Source organism: Mucilaginibacter sp. Mucisp86 (assembly GCF_047324315.1).
In the GTDB taxonomy this organism is placed as follows: Bacteria; Bacteroidota; Bacteroidia; order Sphingobacteriales; family Sphingobacteriaceae; genus Mucilaginibacter.
Genome location: NZ_CP168503.1, coordinates 3,329,315 through 3,346,297, shown reverse-complemented (window position 1 = coordinate 3,346,297; position 16,983 = coordinate 3,329,315). Strand labels below are relative to the sequence as shown.

Below are 16,983 nucleotides of genomic sequence, written 5' to 3'. Positions count from 1 at the left end.
ATTTAGTGAATTTAGTTTTCGACTATCCTTCCCTTAAGGTCCTTTTTAAAGATTATTAATGATTGCTTTTGGAAGAGCTGCCGCTTGGATCTGCATTACCGTTACCATTAGTATCGCCTTTCAACGTATCTTTCCTGGCAGCCTTTCGCTGATCATTGATCGTATTGGTATCAGGCTGTACCCCGCTCCCTGCTTTGAAAGTTGCAGTAGTGTCTGTAGAACCGTTCAGTTTTTTGTTACGATCATTCGGATTACAGGCTGTCAAAGCAAAAGCACTCATTGCAAAAAATGCAATCAATTTTAAAGCTTTCATAGATTTGATAAATTAATTATTCAGTTAAACTTCTTACAATTCCGCTACCTATAAATTGAAAATTTACCTCCCAAAGGAAACGGCGTGCCTATTACAAGAAAAAGAAAACTCACCGCGTTTGCCGACATGAGACATTTGCCGTACACTATTATTCGCAAACATTACCTCTTGACGCTATCCATTTTAGAGGTATCCGCTTTTTTTGTTTTAGTACCACCGGAAGGACTGTTATCGATTGTCGATGCATCGCCGGTAACGCTGGTCGTTTTTGAAGTATCTAAATTTGACGGCGCATCGTGTTTGGCTTGTGCGGTGTCTTCCCCTGATCTGGCAGAATGATCACCATTGCAAGCCATGATGAGGCTTACTGAAAGCACGAATAAGCCGGTAAAAATGTTCTTTCTCATATTCGATCTTAATTAATTATTTCTGAGTGGTAGTTTTTGTTTCTCGTTTTACAGGAGGTCCAGGCTCTCCGTTTTCGTTGTCAGGTGTTACCGTTGAGACTCTTGGTGCTTCCGGCTTTTTTTGTTCACCAGCTAAACGGCCTTTGCTTGTTTCCGTATTGACTTTTGATTTCATAGTTTTGAATTAAATAATCAGTTGAATACTTCTTTTTACTTTTAATTAATAAAAATTCGGACGGAAAGTTTTTGAAAATTAAAATGAGAAAGATTTTTACAAAGTTTTAAATAGACAACAGATTCATTTAAAATGGAATATGAATATTTACTTTTTGAATAATATCGAAAATAATCCCAAATTAAAATTGAATTTTAATTTATATGTTTGATTTTAAAGAAACAATTATTAACTTCGCTTCTATAGTTGTAAGCAGTCTTTGAATCTAAAGCGAATGGACAACCTAATTTGAAAGTACATGAAAAAGAGAATTGTTGTAGTCGACGACGATGACGATATCCTTCAAATAATACGCTATATACTGGAAGAAAAAGGCTACTTGGTTGATGCAGTCACCGATATACTTTCATTTAATAAATTAGGCAACGTCAAGCCTGACTTGATCCTGCTTGACGACTGGCTTAGCGATGGATATGGGCACCTGCTTTGCAGGGCATTAAAGCAGAACCGTCAGACTAAAACAATCCCGGTGGTACTGATTTCTGCAAAAAATGACATCGAATGCATTGCTGAAAAAAGCCATGCAGATGATTATATCCCTAAACCGTTCGATCTCGACTTCTTTATGGATAAAGTCCAGTCTTGGCTATCACCACATCAAAACGCCCTACGGCCTGACTAAGTTGAGACTACTCAAATATTTAATGAAGTAATACGTCCCTGAAATACCGGGTCAGCGAGTCGCTTTCCCTCTTCGTAAACGAATTTGGAATCGCCAATTGTCTCATATTTGTTTGATTAATGATCGATTATTACAAAAATCAGCACGAAGGTTGAAATTCAATATTGACAAAAAGCACAAAATATCATTGACTTTTATCATTAGTAATTTCTTATCATATACAGGTCAAACAGTTCCTTAAGTCGGAAAACCAATAATTACATCGCCATCCGGTTTTATTATCAAACACTCTGAGGCCTAATGACGGAGTTTATTCATCATGAGATTCATGCCGGCTGGTATAATTCCGAACATTTCAATTTTCAATGCTTGTAGGCAGCACCAAAACAGTCTATTTCGTCAAAACCAATATTTCTGGCGATATATGATAGGATACAGAAAATTCAATTTAAGTCCAAAACGCTGACTATCATAAAATTAACAAACAGGCATCATCATTGATCAAGGCGCGTATATTTTAACCTTTAATTTACAATTCGATGAAAAACAAAACAAACGCGCTTCTAAAAAATGCCAGACGTCCTATTTTACTAATTGCATTGACCATTGCGGGGTCTTTCGCGACACAGGCTCAGGTAGCGGATTATTCAACGGATGAGCACCTTAGCCCCGAGGTACGAACATTTCTCAAGGCCCTTAATAATGGGGGACCTGCGGTAGAAAGCTTAAAGCCGGCAGAAGCACAAAAAGTCCTGGTAGATGCTCAAGCCGGGGTAAAAGTTAATTATTCGGGGATAACCGAATCTGAAAAAACGATCAAAACGGATGGGTTTACTATAAAATTGAATATTGTTCGCCCTTCAGGTGCCAAGGGAACCTTGCCGGGCTTCATTTTTATTCATGGCGGCGGTTGGGTTCTGGGCGATTATCGTACTCATAAACGGATGGTCCGTGATCTCGCCGTAGGATCAGGTGCCACCGGCATTTTTGTTAATTATACCCGTACCCCCGAAGCACAGTATCCGGTGGCTATTAACGAGATCTATGCAGCCCTTAAATGGGTATCTGAACATGGTGCAGAAATTCATGTAGACGGGAAACGGATTGGAGTAATTGGAAATAGTGTAGGGGGAAATATGACAGCGGTAATGTCACTGATGGCAAAAGAGCGGAAGGGACCTGAGATCAAAGTCGCCGTTATGATGTGGCCGATAGTGGATGCCGGATTCGACACCGAATCTTACCGGCTATTTGGCCAGGATCGTTTTTTGACAACTCCTCTAATGAAATGGATGTATGACATGTACATCCCACAACCCGAAAAGCGCAAGGAGATCTACGCATCTCCGCTGCAAGCCAGTATCGAACAGTTAAGAGGGTTGCCGCCTACGTTAATACAAACCGCAGAAAATGATATTCTTCGTGACGAGGGTGAAGCTTACCGCCGCAAACTTCTGGAAGCTGGGGTTAAGGCTACGACAGTAAGATACAATGGCGTGATACACGATTTCGGCCTGCTCAATGGACTGGCTACGATTCCACAAACGGAGGCTTTGTTTGTCCAGGCTTCTGCTGAGCTAAAGAAGTATCTCTTTAAATAAAAAGCAGGTTTAACCAGAAAGCCCGAATGATCTTGTGCATTCGGGCTTTCTTTTTTTTCCGCCGCTAAACACTTAGACAATACTTCCGGTTAGAATTTCAAGAAAATCGTTCTATTTCATTTTAATTTTATGCCTAAATTAGAATTAAATTGATGAGTTTGTAAACAGCACCGACCTTAATGTCCATTCAGACCCTACCTTACAGCAATCTGCTAACTATTGACAGAACCTCAGATACGCCGGTGTTCAGACAGCTAGCGAATGGTTTAATGACACTGATCAGAAACGGCAAAATTCAACCCGGACATCAACTACCTCCCAGCCGTGAGATGTCTGGTATGATAGGACTTAATCGTACTACAATCATTGCTGCATATGATGAGTTAAAAGCCCAGGGATGGCTGGAAGCAAACGGAAAAAAAGGAGTGTTCGTTGCCGGGCATTTGCCGGTCGTCACCCCAAAGTCTTTCAAAACTGAAGCCCGGTCAGTTTCTACTGCTCCCGATGAAACGAACTTTCAAAAAAAAAATCATTTTAACCGGCCTCCTTTCCGGGAGGTCAAACCATTTCAATTACTGATCAATGATGGTTATCCAGATCCACGGATAGCTCCACTTAATTCGATAGCCAATCGTTATAAAACATTATTGGACAAAGCGGCTTTACACGGCCCGTTAATGACCGGCCACGCTGCGGGTAGTCTGTCGTTAAGAATGGAATTGGCTGAATTCTTATCAAGAACGAGAGCTTTGAATATCAAAAGTGAGCATGTACTGGTCACACAAGGCGCTCAATTAGCGATCTATATCGCGGCCAGCCTATTATTGAAACCTGGCAGCTCAGTTATTGTAGCGGATATGAATTATATCCTAGCGGATATGCTGTTTGAACAATTAGGGGCCACATTAATCAAAGTGAAGGTGGACGAACATGGAATTGATGTAGACGAGATCGAAGAGGTTTGCCGAAAGTCCAGGCCGGATCTATTATATATTATTCCGCATCACCATCACCCGACGACCGTGACGCTAAGTGCGGAAAGGAGGATGAAATTATTGGCTATCATCCGAAGGTATCAACTGCCTGTGATCGAAGATGATTACGACTATGATTTTCACTATAATAATGGTCCGACCTTGCCCCTTGCAAGTGCAGACCACAACGGCTATGTGCTTTATGTTGGCTCCATTTCTAAAACATTAGCACCATCTGTCCGCCTAGGTTATCTCATAGGCAGCACGGACTTTATCATTAAAGCTACACGGCTTAAGCAATTGGTATCGATACGTAGCGATGTATTATTCGAAGAGTCCGTAGCGCAATTGTTTAATACCGGCGAAATGCAGCGCCATCTGCGGAAGTCGGTCAAGTTATACATGCAGCGGCGCAACCGGTTTTGCGAACTTTTAAAGGTGGCTCTCGGAGATCTAGTACAATTTACCAATCCCGAGGGCGGCATGGCCGTCTGGATTGTCTTTCCGGATAATTATTCCGTAAGTGAACTGGCGATGAGATTGTACGCTAAAGGGATTCATATGAATGACGGCAGTATTTATCCTTACTCAACTACCATTAACGGCACGAGAGTAGGATTTGCATCATTGAATGATTCGGAGATGGACATGTTCGCGCAGGCGCTTGTTCAAGTTAAATAACCGAAGGCAGGTCTTTACCGGGCCTGACTTCGGCTAATTTTGACCCATATTAATTTGCTTTAAGCCAGTCATCAAAAAGGATCGAACCGGCCCGAAACTCACCAAGCGGAACCAACAGGTCTTTTGGGATGTCAAAAAACATATATTTGTCCTCATCGTTCGGAATAAGAACCTTGCTATTACCTTTATGAGTAATATATCTTTGGACAAAATCAGTCATTGACGCACGTTCAGCACCTGCGATCTCCACAGTTCCGTTTTTAGGTTTTTCCAAGGCCAGCTTTACGACAAGATCTACGACATCGGCAGCAGCGATCGGCTGGTACTCAACGGTAGAAATATTCACTTCCGTCTCGTTACCCTGAACCGCAATTAAAGTCGTGATATGTTCATGAAACTGGGTAGAACGAATAATCGTGTAAGGGATCCCGGAACTTTTGATGTTATCTTCTTGTTCTTTCTTAGCTTTGAGGTATCCGATATAGGTAGCGCGGTCTGTCCCTACGATCGACAGTACTAGGTGGTGTTTAACGTCTGCTTTCTTTTCCAACGCGGCAAGATTCTTTCCTGCGGCCCTAAAGAAATTCAATGCCGTTTCATCATCCGGCGACGAAGAATTGGACAGGTCTATAACCACATCCGTACCATCCAGCGCCTGTTCCAGGCCCTCGCCAGAAACAACGTCGATACCTTTTGAGGGTGATCCAATGATCACTTCATGACCTGCTTCAGTCAATTTTCTGCTGACGTCCTTGCCAATCAGTCCGGTCCCTCCAACTACTAAAATTTTCATAAGTGCTATATCTTTTTATTATCTCAATTAGCGAACACAATGTACTCCCCCTTGATCAAGATTTTCGGTCTAATGAGAACATTACAATAGCGATCGCTTTATTTAAGCAAAATAAAGGATCCTGTGGATGAAGGTAATCATCCAAGCTTCAAAAACATGACCATCCAGAAGGAAACCATAATTGGTACTCTGTGGCCGGCCGGGAATTACTTTTGATGAAAACTTATTCCTCTTATTTGGCAAGTAACCTAAATTCAATCACAACCATGAAATAATCTTATCGACAGTTTAAACGAATCTCGTTTTCAGAAATTCAAAAAAACGCCATTTTCTTGCTATAATTTCATTCAAATTATCATTACAAGGAGCTTTTAGTTAGTTATCTTTATAAGGCCGCCGCCAAATATTTTAATACCCCTAGATGGCCTTAAATCTACCTTAAGCCCGCCTGCAAGACGGGCTTTTTTTAGTGCAACGCCGAAACCTTTATAAGTTAATAAAGTTTGTATATCAGGTTATTTTAATAGGGGTATTAAATAGCCAATTGTGGCAATGCTTTTAAAAAGCATGGCTTCTTCATAGCTTCTTCTGGGCATAAACCGGCTTAATGGTGGGTATTCCGGAAGGCATAACCAGGCCATTCCGTGCGCATTGGAGCTCCAGGTTGTGTAAGCATTTAAGAAAATCGCAATTAGGACTCAATAAACTACGATGATCAAAGTGTTACGGAATTAGCTGTTTGCTAATCCGTGAAAGGGTGATCAATGACTCCGGAATGTCCAGTTTCGGGCACTTATTAAAACCCACTTAACTACCCCAAGCGAAGACTCCGGGAAATCCCTGAAGACACAATTAGAAATTTGGAAGCACAACCATGATCAGCTCTTGCGATCTCCAAAAGGGATGATTCCTCCAGATATATTTTCGATAAATAATTCAAATTTTAGAATATGATTAGTACCTACATCTTATCTTTGCGTAAGATTTGCGTCCCCATTTTCAGACAAGAAAAAACTGGTGAGTCACGCGGTGAGTCAATTTTCGAAAAACCAATAATTGACTGAAGATCAAAGGAATACAGAGACAGGTTCTGAACCCTCCCTCTCCGCTGATTGTACCAAAAGTCAAAAATCGGTTAAATCAAGCGCCCAAAGTCAACCGTCGAGATTTCTGAATGTTCTAAATCCCTATCCTTCTTTTTACCAATCTCGGCCCAGCTCCGAAATGAATATCATCTATCTGAAAAGCATACAGGTCATATCACCAGAAAATCTATCCTCATTATCAAAACCATCATTGACTATTTCATTTACATACGCGGAACAGAATAAATGAAAGCATATGCAACAATATTCTTGCATAATCGATGACGTTTATAAGTTTTTGGTATCTTAGTAAGGTCTTTACGAACCTTTACGTCTCGTTTATCACTAATTCCGAACCTTTCATGAAAAATAGGAAATTTCCTTTACATGCGATTAAGCTGCCACTGGCATCCAATCCCATTATTTTTGTTGTGTGCATTTTATTTTTGCTGGTTTTGGTGCCTGGCGGCTTGCTAGCACAATCACCAACCCTAAGTTATAGTACGCCGAAAAGTTACACAGCTGGTACGGCCATTACCCCACTGGTACCCACAAGCAGCGGAGTGGCTGCACTGTCTTATTCCGCACCGATAGCCAAAGGTTCAGGGTTTTCTCAACCTTTTGATGTGGCTGTTGATAATGCCGGGAATATTTACGTAGCCGACCATTTGAGCAGTTCGGTAAAAAAAATACCTGCAGGTGGCGGTGCGCCGGTTAGTATAGGTTCGGGGTTTACTAATCCTTCGGGGATAGCTGTAGGAGCATCAGGTAATGTGTATGTGGCAGACGCGGGAAACAATGCTATAAAAAAGATTTTAGCCTCTAACGGCAGTGTTGTGACAATCAATAGTGCAGATTATCCCTTCGGTATCGCGGTAGATGTAGCGGAAAATATTTATTATACTGATGGGAAGTCCGGAACTGTTAAAAAAATACCTGCGGGTAGTACCACCCCCGTAACGCTTAGTAGTCAAGTTTTCAACGGATTATTAGGAATAGAGGTTGATGGTAAAGGTAATGTTTATTTTAGCGACCAGGATAGTCAGGCTATATACAAAATACCGGTTGGTGGCAATACTGCAGTTAAGGTAAACTCGCAGCCAATAATTCAGGACGTAGGATTAACAGTTGATGCCTCCGGTAACGTTTATGGCGCCTCAACGTCTGATAACACTATACGGATGTTCCCCGCCAATGGCGGTAGCAGCGTTCTGATAGGTACCATGGCCAGCCAACCGCAAGGTTTGGCGTTCGATAACATGGGAAATCTGTTCGTAGCCACCATAGATGTGACGATAAAAGAATTGAAACCAACAGGAGGTTATTTTATTAATGCACCGTTGCCGCCCGGGTTAAATTTCAATAACAGCACAGGCACAATAAGTGGTACGCCGACTGCAGCCAGTCCTTCAACCAATTATACCGTTTTGGCATATAACGCAACAGGGAGCGCTTCAGCCACAATCAATATCACAGTAGCTTTACCACCTCCTGCTCCGTTACCAGTAATAAGTTACAATGGAGGTTCGCAGCATTACACAGCCGGTACGGCCATTACCCCGCTTACGCCAACGAGTAGCGGAGTAGCTGCACGTTCTTATTCCACACCGGTCATCAAAAATTCGGCGATTAATAAGCCCACAGGTTTGGCTATGGATAAAGCCGGGAATATTTATGTGTCTGATTTGAGCGGACCGGTGAAAAAAATACCTGCGGGTGGTGGAGCGCCGGTTGCCTTGGGTACGTTTAGCGCCCCAACTGGTGTAGCCGTTGATCCATCAGGAAATGTTTACGTAGCCGACAGGGGAAGCAGCTCGATAAAAAAAATATTGGCATCTGATGGCAGTATTATCACATATAAAAATCTTGGCTTACCCTATGGCATTGCAGTAGACGCAACGGGAAACATTTATTATACAGATCAGGGTACCCACTCAGTTAAGGAGATACCATCCATTAGCAATACCCCTATTACACTCACCTCAATTTCCAACTCAGTAACGGGGATAGCCGTTGATGGAAGTGGCAATGTTTATTTCTGCGATTTAAGCGGGCAGTCAATATATAAAATACCAGCGGGTGGCGGCACGCCTGTTAAGGTTAACTCGCAATCAATAGTTGGCATGGTGGGATTAACGTTGGATGCCTCCGGGAACCTCTATACTTCATCTACTGATAATACTGTACGTATGTTCCCCGCCAGTGGAGGCAGCGGTGTATTGGTAGGTTCAGGATACAGCAGTCCGGTAGGTTTAGCTGTTGATGCAAATCAACATGTATTTGTAGCCGATCAGGGTAATAATGCAATCAAGGAATCACAACCAACGGGAGGCTATTTTGTCAATCCGGAGCTGCCGTCGGGATTGGCTTTTGATAGCAATACCGGTACCATAAGCGGAACGCCGCTTGCCGCCAGTCCTTCAGCCAACTTTACTGTTACTGCATACAACACTACAGGCGGGACTTCAACTACTGTTAATATTACGGTAGCAACTGCCCCCATATCGCTTTTAACATATAATGGAGGGCCTCAGCAATACATGGTGAATTTGCCAATTACGCCGCTGGTGCCAACAAGTAAGGGAGTGGCTACAGCCTCGTATTCAACCCCGGTTACAAAAAGCTCAGGATTTAATGATCCTACAGGTGTAGCCGTTGACGCTTCGGGCAATATTTACGTGGCCGATTATATGAACAGTTTGGTGAAAAAGATTCCTGCAGGCGGTGGGGCAACTGTTGTTGTAGGTTCGGGCTTTAATAAACCTACAGGTGTAGCTGTTGATGCTTCGGGTAACATATACGTGGCCGACAGGGGAAACAACGCGATAAAAAAGATCTTAGCCTCTGACGGAAGCATTGTAGCGTTCAATGGCATTGGCTCGCCGTACGGCGTTGCGGCAGATGCGGCAGGAAACATTTATTATACTGACCAGGCAAATCTGACGGTCAGGAAAATACCTGCTGGTGGCAGTTCCCCCCAAACATTTAGCGCAAGTTACAATGGGCTAACCGGAATAACTGTGGATGACAACGGCAACGTTTATTTTAGCGACTCGGATAGCCAGGCTGTATATAAAATACCTGCCGGTGGTGGTACCGCCGTTAAGGTAAACCTGCAGCCAATAATTCAGGAGGTTGGGTTGGTAGTTGATGGCTCCGGTAACGTCTACGTGTCCTCAACGGCTGACAATAGTGTACGGGTATATCCTGCTAATGGTGGTGACAACATTCAGGTAGGTGCAGGATATAATAATCCCGCAGGGTTAGCGGTAGATGTTGCAGGGAATGTATTTGTGGCCGATGGCGGCAACAATGCTGTTAAGAAAGTACAGCCAACAGGCAATTATTTTATCAGCCCCATGCTGCCTTCGGGGTTAAGTTTCGATAGTAATACGGGTACTATAAGCGGAACTCCGCTCGTAGCCAGGGCCTCAACCAATTATACCGTTACTGCATATAATGTTGCGGGTGGTGCCTCAACTACGGTCAATATCACCGTAGTTCCGGCTGCTGTGCCAACAATAAGCTATAGTGGAGGTGCTCAGCATTACACAGCTAACTCGGCCATTACCCCACTAACACCAACCAGTAACGGGGTAGGTGCGCAATCATATTCGGCTGCGGCGAACAAGGGTTCAGGATTTAGCAATCCGATGGGCGTAGCTGTTGATAACGCAGGCAATATTTACGTAGCCGATTATGCGAACAGTTTAGTGAAAAAAATACCTGTTGGCGGTGGCGCGCCGGTCAACATAGGTTCAGGCTTTAACAGCCCCACCGGTGTTGCTGTTGACGCATCGGGTAACGTATATGTGGCCGACCAGGGAAACGGGGCGATAAAAAAGATCCTGGCCTCAGATGGCAGTATTGTAGCGTTCAACAATCTTGGCACCCCCTACGGTGTTGCAGTTGACGCAGCAGGGAATATTTTTTTTACCGAACAAACCTCAAAAACTGTTAAGGAGATCCTGGCCGGCAGCAGCGCGCCTATAATAATAAGTACCGGCATTACCGATAATAATTTTTACTATCATATACTCACCGGTATAGCCGTTGATGGAAATGGCAATGTTTATTTTAATGACGCGGATGGTAACGCGGTATACAAAATACCGGCCAATGGCAATGGGTCTCGTGTTAAGATTATTTCACCCCCCATAGCAAAAGCGGCCGGATTAGCAGTTGATGCTTCCGGAAATGTTTATATTTCCTTTGGGTCTGATAATACTGTACGCATGTTTCCGGCCAACGGCGGTAATAGTGTCCAGATAGGTTCAGGGTATAACAACCCGGCTGGTTTAGCGGTTGATGCCGCGGGAAATCTGTTTGTGGCCGACGCGGGTAATAATGCAATCAAGGAATTGCAACCGACAGGCAATTACTTTATCAGCCCCATGCTGCCTGCCGGCCTAAGCTTTGATAGCTACACAGGCACAATAAGCGGAACGCCGCTCGCTGCCAGCCCATCAACCAATTATACTGTCACTGCCTACAACCCTACAGGCGGAGGAACTGCTACCATCAACATCAGCGTAGCGCCGGTTCCCTTACCAACGATAAGTTACACCGGCGGTTCTCAGCATTATACAGTCAATGCGGCTATTACCCCGCTTACACCGACCAGTACCGGCGTAGTTGCAAGGTCTTATTCGGCTCCGGTAATCAAAGGCTCTGGATTTAACAACCCTACTGGAGTAACTGTTGATAAAGCCGGAAACATTTACGTTGCCGATTATGCTAACAGTTTAGTGAAAAAAATACCCGTTGGCGGTGGCGCACCTGTTGTTTTAGGTTCTGGATTTAACAAGCCAACGGGTGTGGCCCTTGACGCCGCGGGTAACCTATATGTAGCCGACTGGGGAAACGGGGCGATAAAAAAGATCTTAGCCTCTGACGGAAGCATTGTAGCAATCAATAATGTCGGTAAGCCCTATGGCATTGCGGTTGACGCCATAGGAAATATTTATTATACTGATCAAGGTTCTCAATCTGTCAGGCGTATACCTGCCGGCGGCGGCCCGGCGCTGAAGATTAGCGTGAATATATTCGGTTCAGGTACCTATTATACGCTGTTGACCGGGATAGCTGTCGACGGCAATGACAATGTTTATTTTAATGACTCAGGTGACAGCGGCGTATTTAAAATACCAGCCTCAGGTGGTATTCCTGAAAAAATTGGCAATGAGTTCATCGGGGGGGGAGTAGGAATAGCGGTTGACTCTTGCGGCAACATTTACGCTACATATAATAGTAATAATACTGTACGAATGATCCCGGCCGAAGGCGGCACGAGCACTCTCGTGGCTGCAGGATACAACAGCCCCACAGGTATTGCGGTTGATAGTAAGGGGAACCTGTTTGTTGCAGATGGAGGCAATAACCTGATTAAGGAATTACAACCGACAGGCAACTATTTTATCAGCCCGATGTTACCTTCCGGGCTAAGTTTTAATAGCAATACTGGTGCGATAAGCGGGACTCCACTTGTAAGCAGCCCGTCAACCATTTATACTGTTACCGCATATAATTCTACAGGAAGCGCCTCAACTACCATTAACATCACCGTGGATCAGATTCCATTACCGGTAATAAGCTACAGCGGCGGCTCTCAATATTATACAGTGAATACATCTATTTCGCCATTATCGCCCACAAGTAGTGGCGTAACCAAATCGGGCTATTTCCCTGTTGTGCTGGCGTCCGGGCTAAATGCCCCCGCAGGTGTGGCTGTAGATAATACCGGTAATGTATATTTTGGCAGCACCGGTAATGCCCCTGTAATGAAAATACCGGCCGGCGGAGGTGCGCCCGTATCAATAAGCCCTGCAATAAATAACGCGAGCGGATTAGCTGTTGATGCGAGCGGAAATATTTTTGTAGCGGAGCCAAATGACGCTCAAGTAGCTAAAATCCCTGCTGGTGGAGGTGCCCCTGTAAAATACGGTTCATTTACAAGTCCAGTAGCCGTCGCAATAAAGACGAACGATGTCAGTGTATTGGATGCGGCGAATGGGTATTATACGCTGACTACTCCCCACAATGGTGGTATTATACCGCTCATACATCCCACAGGTCTTGCTGTTGTTAGGGCAGATGTAACTTATTATGCCTCTGATCCCGGTGCCCGTGCTGTTTTACTGTTTGGCCCCGGCAAGGCGCTTGAAGGGGCGTGGTTGGGCTATAATTTAGATTTGAGCCAGGTAACCGGCGTTGCGGTGGATGTGACAGGAAATGTTTACACTACTAATACCGGCGGAGCTATATATATGATACCCGCTAACGGACATCCGGCCAAGACCCTTGTCACTGATTTTACGTCGGGATATGGTCTTGCACTTGATGGCGCCGGAAATATATATGCGGCTCAGAACCAAACACCGGGCAGAATAGTCAAATTTCAGCTTTGCTCTTACAGCATCAGCCCTGTTTTGCCGCCCGGTTTAACCTTTGACAATACTACGGGTATAATAAGCGGCACACCAACCACAACAAGTGCGCTGACCCCTTATACTATAACTGCATATAATGAAGCCGGAAAGACCTCGACTATAGTGAATATTGCAGTCGACGATCATTCGCTTAGTAACTTAACATTGAGTGCAGGCACATTAACACCAACCTTTGCAAGCAATGCCTTGAATTATACAGCGAATGTAACCAACGCGGTTTCAAGTATACAGGTAACGCCGACAGCTACAGATGCTTCTGCCATTATAAAGGTAAATGGTGCAGCTGTTACATCCGGCTCTGCTTCCGCTGCTATTCCATTGCATACAAATGCAAATACGATCAAAGTAGCGGTATCATCAGCTGATGGAGGATTGGCACAAACCTATACCATAGTGGTGAACAGGGCAAAGGCAGATCAAACAATAACCTTTAATGCATTGGCGAATGTGGATTACGGCACAGCTGACTTTGCTCCTGGTGCAACCGTTACCAGCGGGGCTGCACTTGCATATACAAGCAGTAACCCGGCAGTGGCTACCATAGTAAACGGTAAGATACACCTAACCGGTGCAGGTACCAGTACAATAACAGCAAGTGTTGACAGCAGCAGTAATTACAATGCTGCCATACCTGTAGCCCGATCATTAACAGTTAACAAGGCAAATCAAACTATTAATGGGCCGGTGATAACTGTCTTAACAAAAGGCGGACAGTTTGATTTGAGTGTGTTTACCGCAAGTTCCGGGTTGCCTGTGACGATTACCACTTCCGACGCTACAATTGCTTCTGTAAACGGGCAAACATTAAAGGCACTTGCCATTGGCACAGCAACAATAACAATATCGCAGCCCGGAGATGCCAATTACTTAGCAGCTGCAGCCGTAACACGGGTAGTGACTGTAACTGATGACTTGGGTGATGATATAGTTGTTCATCAGGCTTTATCACCTAATGGCGATGGCATCAATGAACAGCTGTATATTGAAGGTATAAAGAATTACCCCGATAATTCCGTTACCATAGTTGACCGCAATGGGAATAATATATTCCATGTCAAAAACTACGATAATAGTACCCGCGTTTTTGACGGCCACTCCAATTCAGGTTCACTTCAACAGGCCGGATCATATTTCTATTTGGTAGAGTATACCGACAAAGGCGAAAAGAAAAGAAAAACAGGGTACTTTATATTAAAATACTAAGCTTATAAAACTTATCACATACACTACCATGATTCCAAAAAGAGCTTTTAGAGCCTGTATGATAACTACTGCATGTCTTATAATTTCGGTTATAAAGGCTGCCGGGCAGCAACAGCCAATTGTGTATACACAGTATATGGACAATCAGCGGCCATTCAATTCCGCATATTCGCTCGTGAATAATGTTGGGTCTGTAAACACCCTGGTGCGCAAACAATGGGTGGGTATAGACGGTGCACCAACAACGTTTTTATTTGATGCCGGCATTCCTGTGCCTTCCATCAATGCATCAGCCGGTTTGATAGTATACAATGATAAATTTACGATCGAACGTCAAACAAACGTAACCGGCTATTTTGCGAAAGCTGTACAAGTAGGGAAAAACCAATTTCTGGCTGTATCCCTGAATGCCGGATTTATGAATTATTCTGCTAATTATTCGTCATTAGACTCCGCTGATCCGCAATTTGCCAACGATGTAAGGCAAACCGATCCTACAGTAGGAGTAGGCGTTATGTATTTTAGTGACTGGTATTATGCAGGTATCTCTGTCCCTCAAATTGCCATACGGGCTTCGGGGTCGTCGGCAGATAAGTCCAGGATCCCATTCAAAAACCATTATTACATTTCGGGCGGTTTAATAACCCCAATTAGCGAAGATGTACAATTTAAGCCTGCTACATTGATCTCTATCACTAATGGGCTGCCTACTACTGCAGATATTTCCGGCACGTTTTATCTGAAAAACGAGTTTGGGCTCGGCGTTAATTATCGGACAAATAAACAAGCTGCCGGAATAATGACTGTTAATTTCGACCAATTCCATATCGGGTACAGTTATGAATTCGGTACCTCCTCTCAAAATCTTGGCAGATTTAATTTGGCCACTCATGAAGTAACATTAAGCTATCGCTTTGGAAAAACTTCTGCCCCAAACCGGTTATAGTAAAGATCGATAATTTGATTGCTGTTGCATATAAAAAAAGCTGCCCACAATTGTGGGCAGCTTCTCAATCAACTATTATCTGGTGTCTCATTTTACATCCCAGAAGATCTTTGTTGTACGTGTATCTTTTGCTTTTACATCGCTATAATGACTGTTAAAGCCTGTTTCGATACTTGGATATACTAAGCGGGTTGGCGGCGTGGTATAATTGGCCAGTTTACCAGTACTTGGGAAATTAAGTACAGGGTATTTTGTACGCCTGTATTCGCTCCAGGCCTGGGTACCTTGCATAAATCCGAAATGCGCCCATTTCTGTGTCCATATTTTTGCCAGCTTTTGGGTCTGCGTACCGGTATAAGCTACTGAAGCCGAAGTAAGGAGAGTTGCAATATCAGCAGCATTCAAGGTTGGTTTACTGCCTGTGCCTAAGCTATTCAGATAAAAATAGTAATAAACAGACTGGCTAATCGCAGTTTCGTATGCTGCTTTAGCATCACCACCACCCCAACGTTCAAAAGCCTCAGCTTTCAGGAAGTTAACTTCAGGTGCAGTTATTACTATACCCGGAAGTTTGTTATTGGTTAAGAAAGTGGTTGAATCAACTACCGAATATTTTGCAGCTTCAGTTGAAGCCTGCTCACTTGTAAAAGTTACCGGCATTGCCTGGTAAGTTTTGTTACCGTTTTTGTCGTATAATACAGGGATCCTTGGATCATTAGCCGGCAGCAATACTGTATTTAACAGATAATCTGGCGCATAGTTACTGCCACCTTCGGTAAGCGCGTTTTGTAACGACCCGGTATAAGTAGTTAACGGCGTTAATAAAACGTCGGTAGCTGCCGGACTGTAAGCTGCAACGTTGCCGCCGTCAATCAATGGATATGATGTTGGATCGGCCAGCATTTTGGCAACCTCAGCTTTTGAACCCGCTTCGTCATAAAAAGACATACGCATCAGCATACGCAAACGGATAGAGTTAGCATACCTTCTCCATTTATCAACACTACCACCTAACAAGATATCCTGTTGTGTAAATGCTTTGCTTGACTGGCCAGATAAAGTAGCTGTTTTAAAATATGTTGAAGCAGCATCCAAACCTGAGATGAAGCTTTTGTACAGTGCTATCTGGTCATCAAATTTTGGATTTTTTACTGCAGCAGTTGTTTCAAGGCTACCCGCCTCGCTAAACGGAATATCGCCCCAGCAGTCAACCATTTCTGATGCCTGATCATATAAAACCACACGGGCAGCGTTCATGATCACATCATTAGTTGCCTTATCCGTAGCCGACATCTGGTTGTAGGTAACTTCCATGGTGCGGTATAAAGCCATTACACCATTAGCGGAACCATTTGGATGATAAAAATCTTCCCAGCGATTGCCCATGTATCCGTCATTAGGCTGATATACGGTATTGGTATTAGGCAGGAAACATGTTTGTGAAAAATCAGCTGTGGCAGTTAATACAAATGTTCTGTAATGCCAGTACTCGGCCCTTACCCTGGTATTATTTAACATACCGGTAAACATGTACGGGATAGTTACCACGGCTGTTTTTTCCGGGTTGTTAAATTTTTCGTCGATGCTTTTTTTGCAGCTTCCCAATGATAAAGCAAGCAGCAACGCATATCCTATATTTTTAAAATTCTTTTTCATAATTAATGACTTGTGCTA

Annotated in this window: 10 protein-coding genes; 5 read left to right on the top strand and 5 right to left on the bottom strand. The window is 43.7% G+C overall.

Annotated features, from left to right (window positions below):
• Positions 1 to 55: 55 nt before the first annotated feature.
• The 3 genes from ACEN9X_RS14140 to ACEN9X_RS14130 form a co-directional block, all read right to left on the bottom strand.
• The gene (locus ACEN9X_RS14140) at positions 56 to 313 is read right to left on the bottom strand and encodes a hypothetical protein (RefSeq protein WP_091221198.1); all 258 of its coding nucleotides are present in this window, start codon (positions 311 to 313) and stop codon (positions 56 to 58) included.
• A 161-nt stretch (positions 314 to 474) separates the two neighbouring features.
• A complete protein-coding gene (locus ACEN9X_RS14135) occupies positions 475 to 720 on the bottom strand; it encodes a hypothetical protein (RefSeq protein WP_091221203.1) in 246 nt (81 codons plus the stop codon).
• Positions 721 to 736: 16 nt separating this feature from the next.
• Positions 737 to 895, bottom strand: a complete 159-nt coding sequence (locus ACEN9X_RS14130) for a hypothetical protein (protein ID WP_167668165.1) — start codon at positions 893 to 895, stop codon at positions 737 to 739.
• Positions 896 to 1,193: 298 nt separating this feature from the next.
• Here ACEN9X_RS14130 and ACEN9X_RS14125 point away from each other — a divergent pair, with 298 nt between their 5' ends.
• The 3 genes from ACEN9X_RS14125 (at position 1,194) to ACEN9X_RS14115 (ending at position 4,833) form a co-directional block, all read left to right on the top strand.
• Positions 1,194 to 1,577 carry a response regulator gene (locus ACEN9X_RS14125; protein ID WP_091221208.1) on the top strand — a complete coding sequence of 128 codons (384 nt, stop codon included), beginning with the start codon at positions 1,194 to 1,196 and terminating at the stop codon, positions 1,575 to 1,577.
• Positions 1,578 to 2,116: 539 nt separating this feature from the next.
• Positions 2,117 to 3,178: an alpha/beta hydrolase gene (locus ACEN9X_RS14120; protein ID WP_413670973.1), complete on the top strand. Its 1,062-nt coding sequence runs from the start codon at positions 2,117 to 2,119 to the stop codon at positions 3,176 to 3,178.
• A gap of 179 nt (positions 3,179 to 3,357) precedes the next feature.
• Positions 3,358 to 4,833 (top strand): PLP-dependent aminotransferase family protein, encoded by a 1,476-nt coding sequence (locus ACEN9X_RS14115; protein WP_413670972.1) that lies wholly within the window; start codon positions 3,358 to 3,360, stop codon positions 4,831 to 4,833.
• A gap of 49 nt (positions 4,834 to 4,882) precedes the next feature.
• On the opposite strand, the gene ACEN9X_RS14110 is transcribed toward ACEN9X_RS14115, so the two are convergent.
• A complete protein-coding gene (locus ACEN9X_RS14110) occupies positions 4,883 to 5,626 on the bottom strand; it encodes an SDR family oxidoreductase (protein ID WP_243483182.1) in 744 nt (247 codons plus the stop codon).
• A 1,447-nt stretch (positions 5,627 to 7,073) separates the two neighbouring features.
• Between ACEN9X_RS14110 and ACEN9X_RS14105 the strand changes: the two genes are divergently transcribed.
• Together ACEN9X_RS14105 and ACEN9X_RS14100 are read left to right on the top strand one after the other, a co-directional pair.
• On the top strand, positions 7,074 to 14,363 hold the full coding sequence (locus ACEN9X_RS14105) for a putative Ig domain-containing protein (RefSeq protein ID WP_413670971.1): 7,290 nt from the start codon (positions 7,074 to 7,076) through the stop codon (positions 14,361 to 14,363).
• A gap of 28 nt (positions 14,364 to 14,391) precedes the next feature.
• Complete coding sequence (locus ACEN9X_RS14100; protein ID WP_413670970.1) at positions 14,392 to 15,309, top strand: PorP/SprF family type IX secretion system membrane protein; 918 nt, start codon at positions 14,392 to 14,394, stop codon at positions 15,307 to 15,309.
• A gap of 87 nt (positions 15,310 to 15,396) precedes the next feature.
• On the opposite strand, the gene ACEN9X_RS14095 is transcribed toward ACEN9X_RS14100, so the two are convergent.
• Positions 15,397 to 16,965: a SusD/RagB family nutrient-binding outer membrane lipoprotein gene (locus ACEN9X_RS14095; protein WP_413670969.1), complete on the bottom strand. Its 1,569-nt coding sequence runs from the start codon at positions 16,963 to 16,965 to the stop codon at positions 15,397 to 15,399.
• Positions 16,966 to 16,983: the final 18 nt, after the last annotated feature.

What these genes read in the sequence shown, in the direction of transcription:
- ACEN9X_RS14140 (WP_091221198.1), bottom strand. Translation starts at nt 313, where the DNA reads ATGAAAGCTTTAAAATTGATTGCATTTTTTGCAATGAGTGCTTTTGCT.
- ACEN9X_RS14135 (WP_091221203.1), bottom strand. Translation starts at nt 720, where the DNA reads ATGAGAAAGAACATTTTTACCGGCTTATTCGTGCTTTCAGTAAGCCTC.
- ACEN9X_RS14130 (WP_167668165.1), bottom strand. Translation starts at nt 895, where the DNA reads ATGAAATCAAAAGTCAATACGGAAACAAGCAAAGGCCGTTTAGCTGGT.
- ACEN9X_RS14125 (WP_091221208.1), top strand. Translation starts at nt 1,194, where the DNA reads ATGAAAAAGAGAATTGTTGTAGTCGACGACGATGACGATATCCTTCAA.
- ACEN9X_RS14120 (WP_413670973.1), top strand. Translation starts at nt 2,117, where the DNA reads ATGAAAAACAAAACAAACGCGCTTCTAAAAAATGCCAGACGTCCTATT.
- ACEN9X_RS14115 (WP_413670972.1), top strand. Translation starts at nt 3,358, where the DNA reads ATGTCCATTCAGACCCTACCTTACAGCAATCTGCTAACTATTGACAGA.
- ACEN9X_RS14110 (WP_243483182.1), bottom strand. Translation starts at nt 5,626, where the DNA reads ATGAAAATTTTAGTAGTTGGAGGGACCGGACTGATTGGCAAGGACGTC.
- ACEN9X_RS14105 (WP_413670971.1), top strand. Translation starts at nt 7,074, where the DNA reads ATGAAAAATAGGAAATTTCCTTTACATGCGATTAAGCTGCCACTGGCA.
- ACEN9X_RS14100 (WP_413670970.1), top strand. Translation starts at nt 14,392, where the DNA reads ATGATTCCAAAAAGAGCTTTTAGAGCCTGTATGATAACTACTGCATGT.
- ACEN9X_RS14095 (WP_413670969.1), bottom strand. Translation starts at nt 16,965, where the DNA reads ATGAAAAAGAATTTTAAAAATATAGGATATGCGTTGCTGCTTGCTTTA.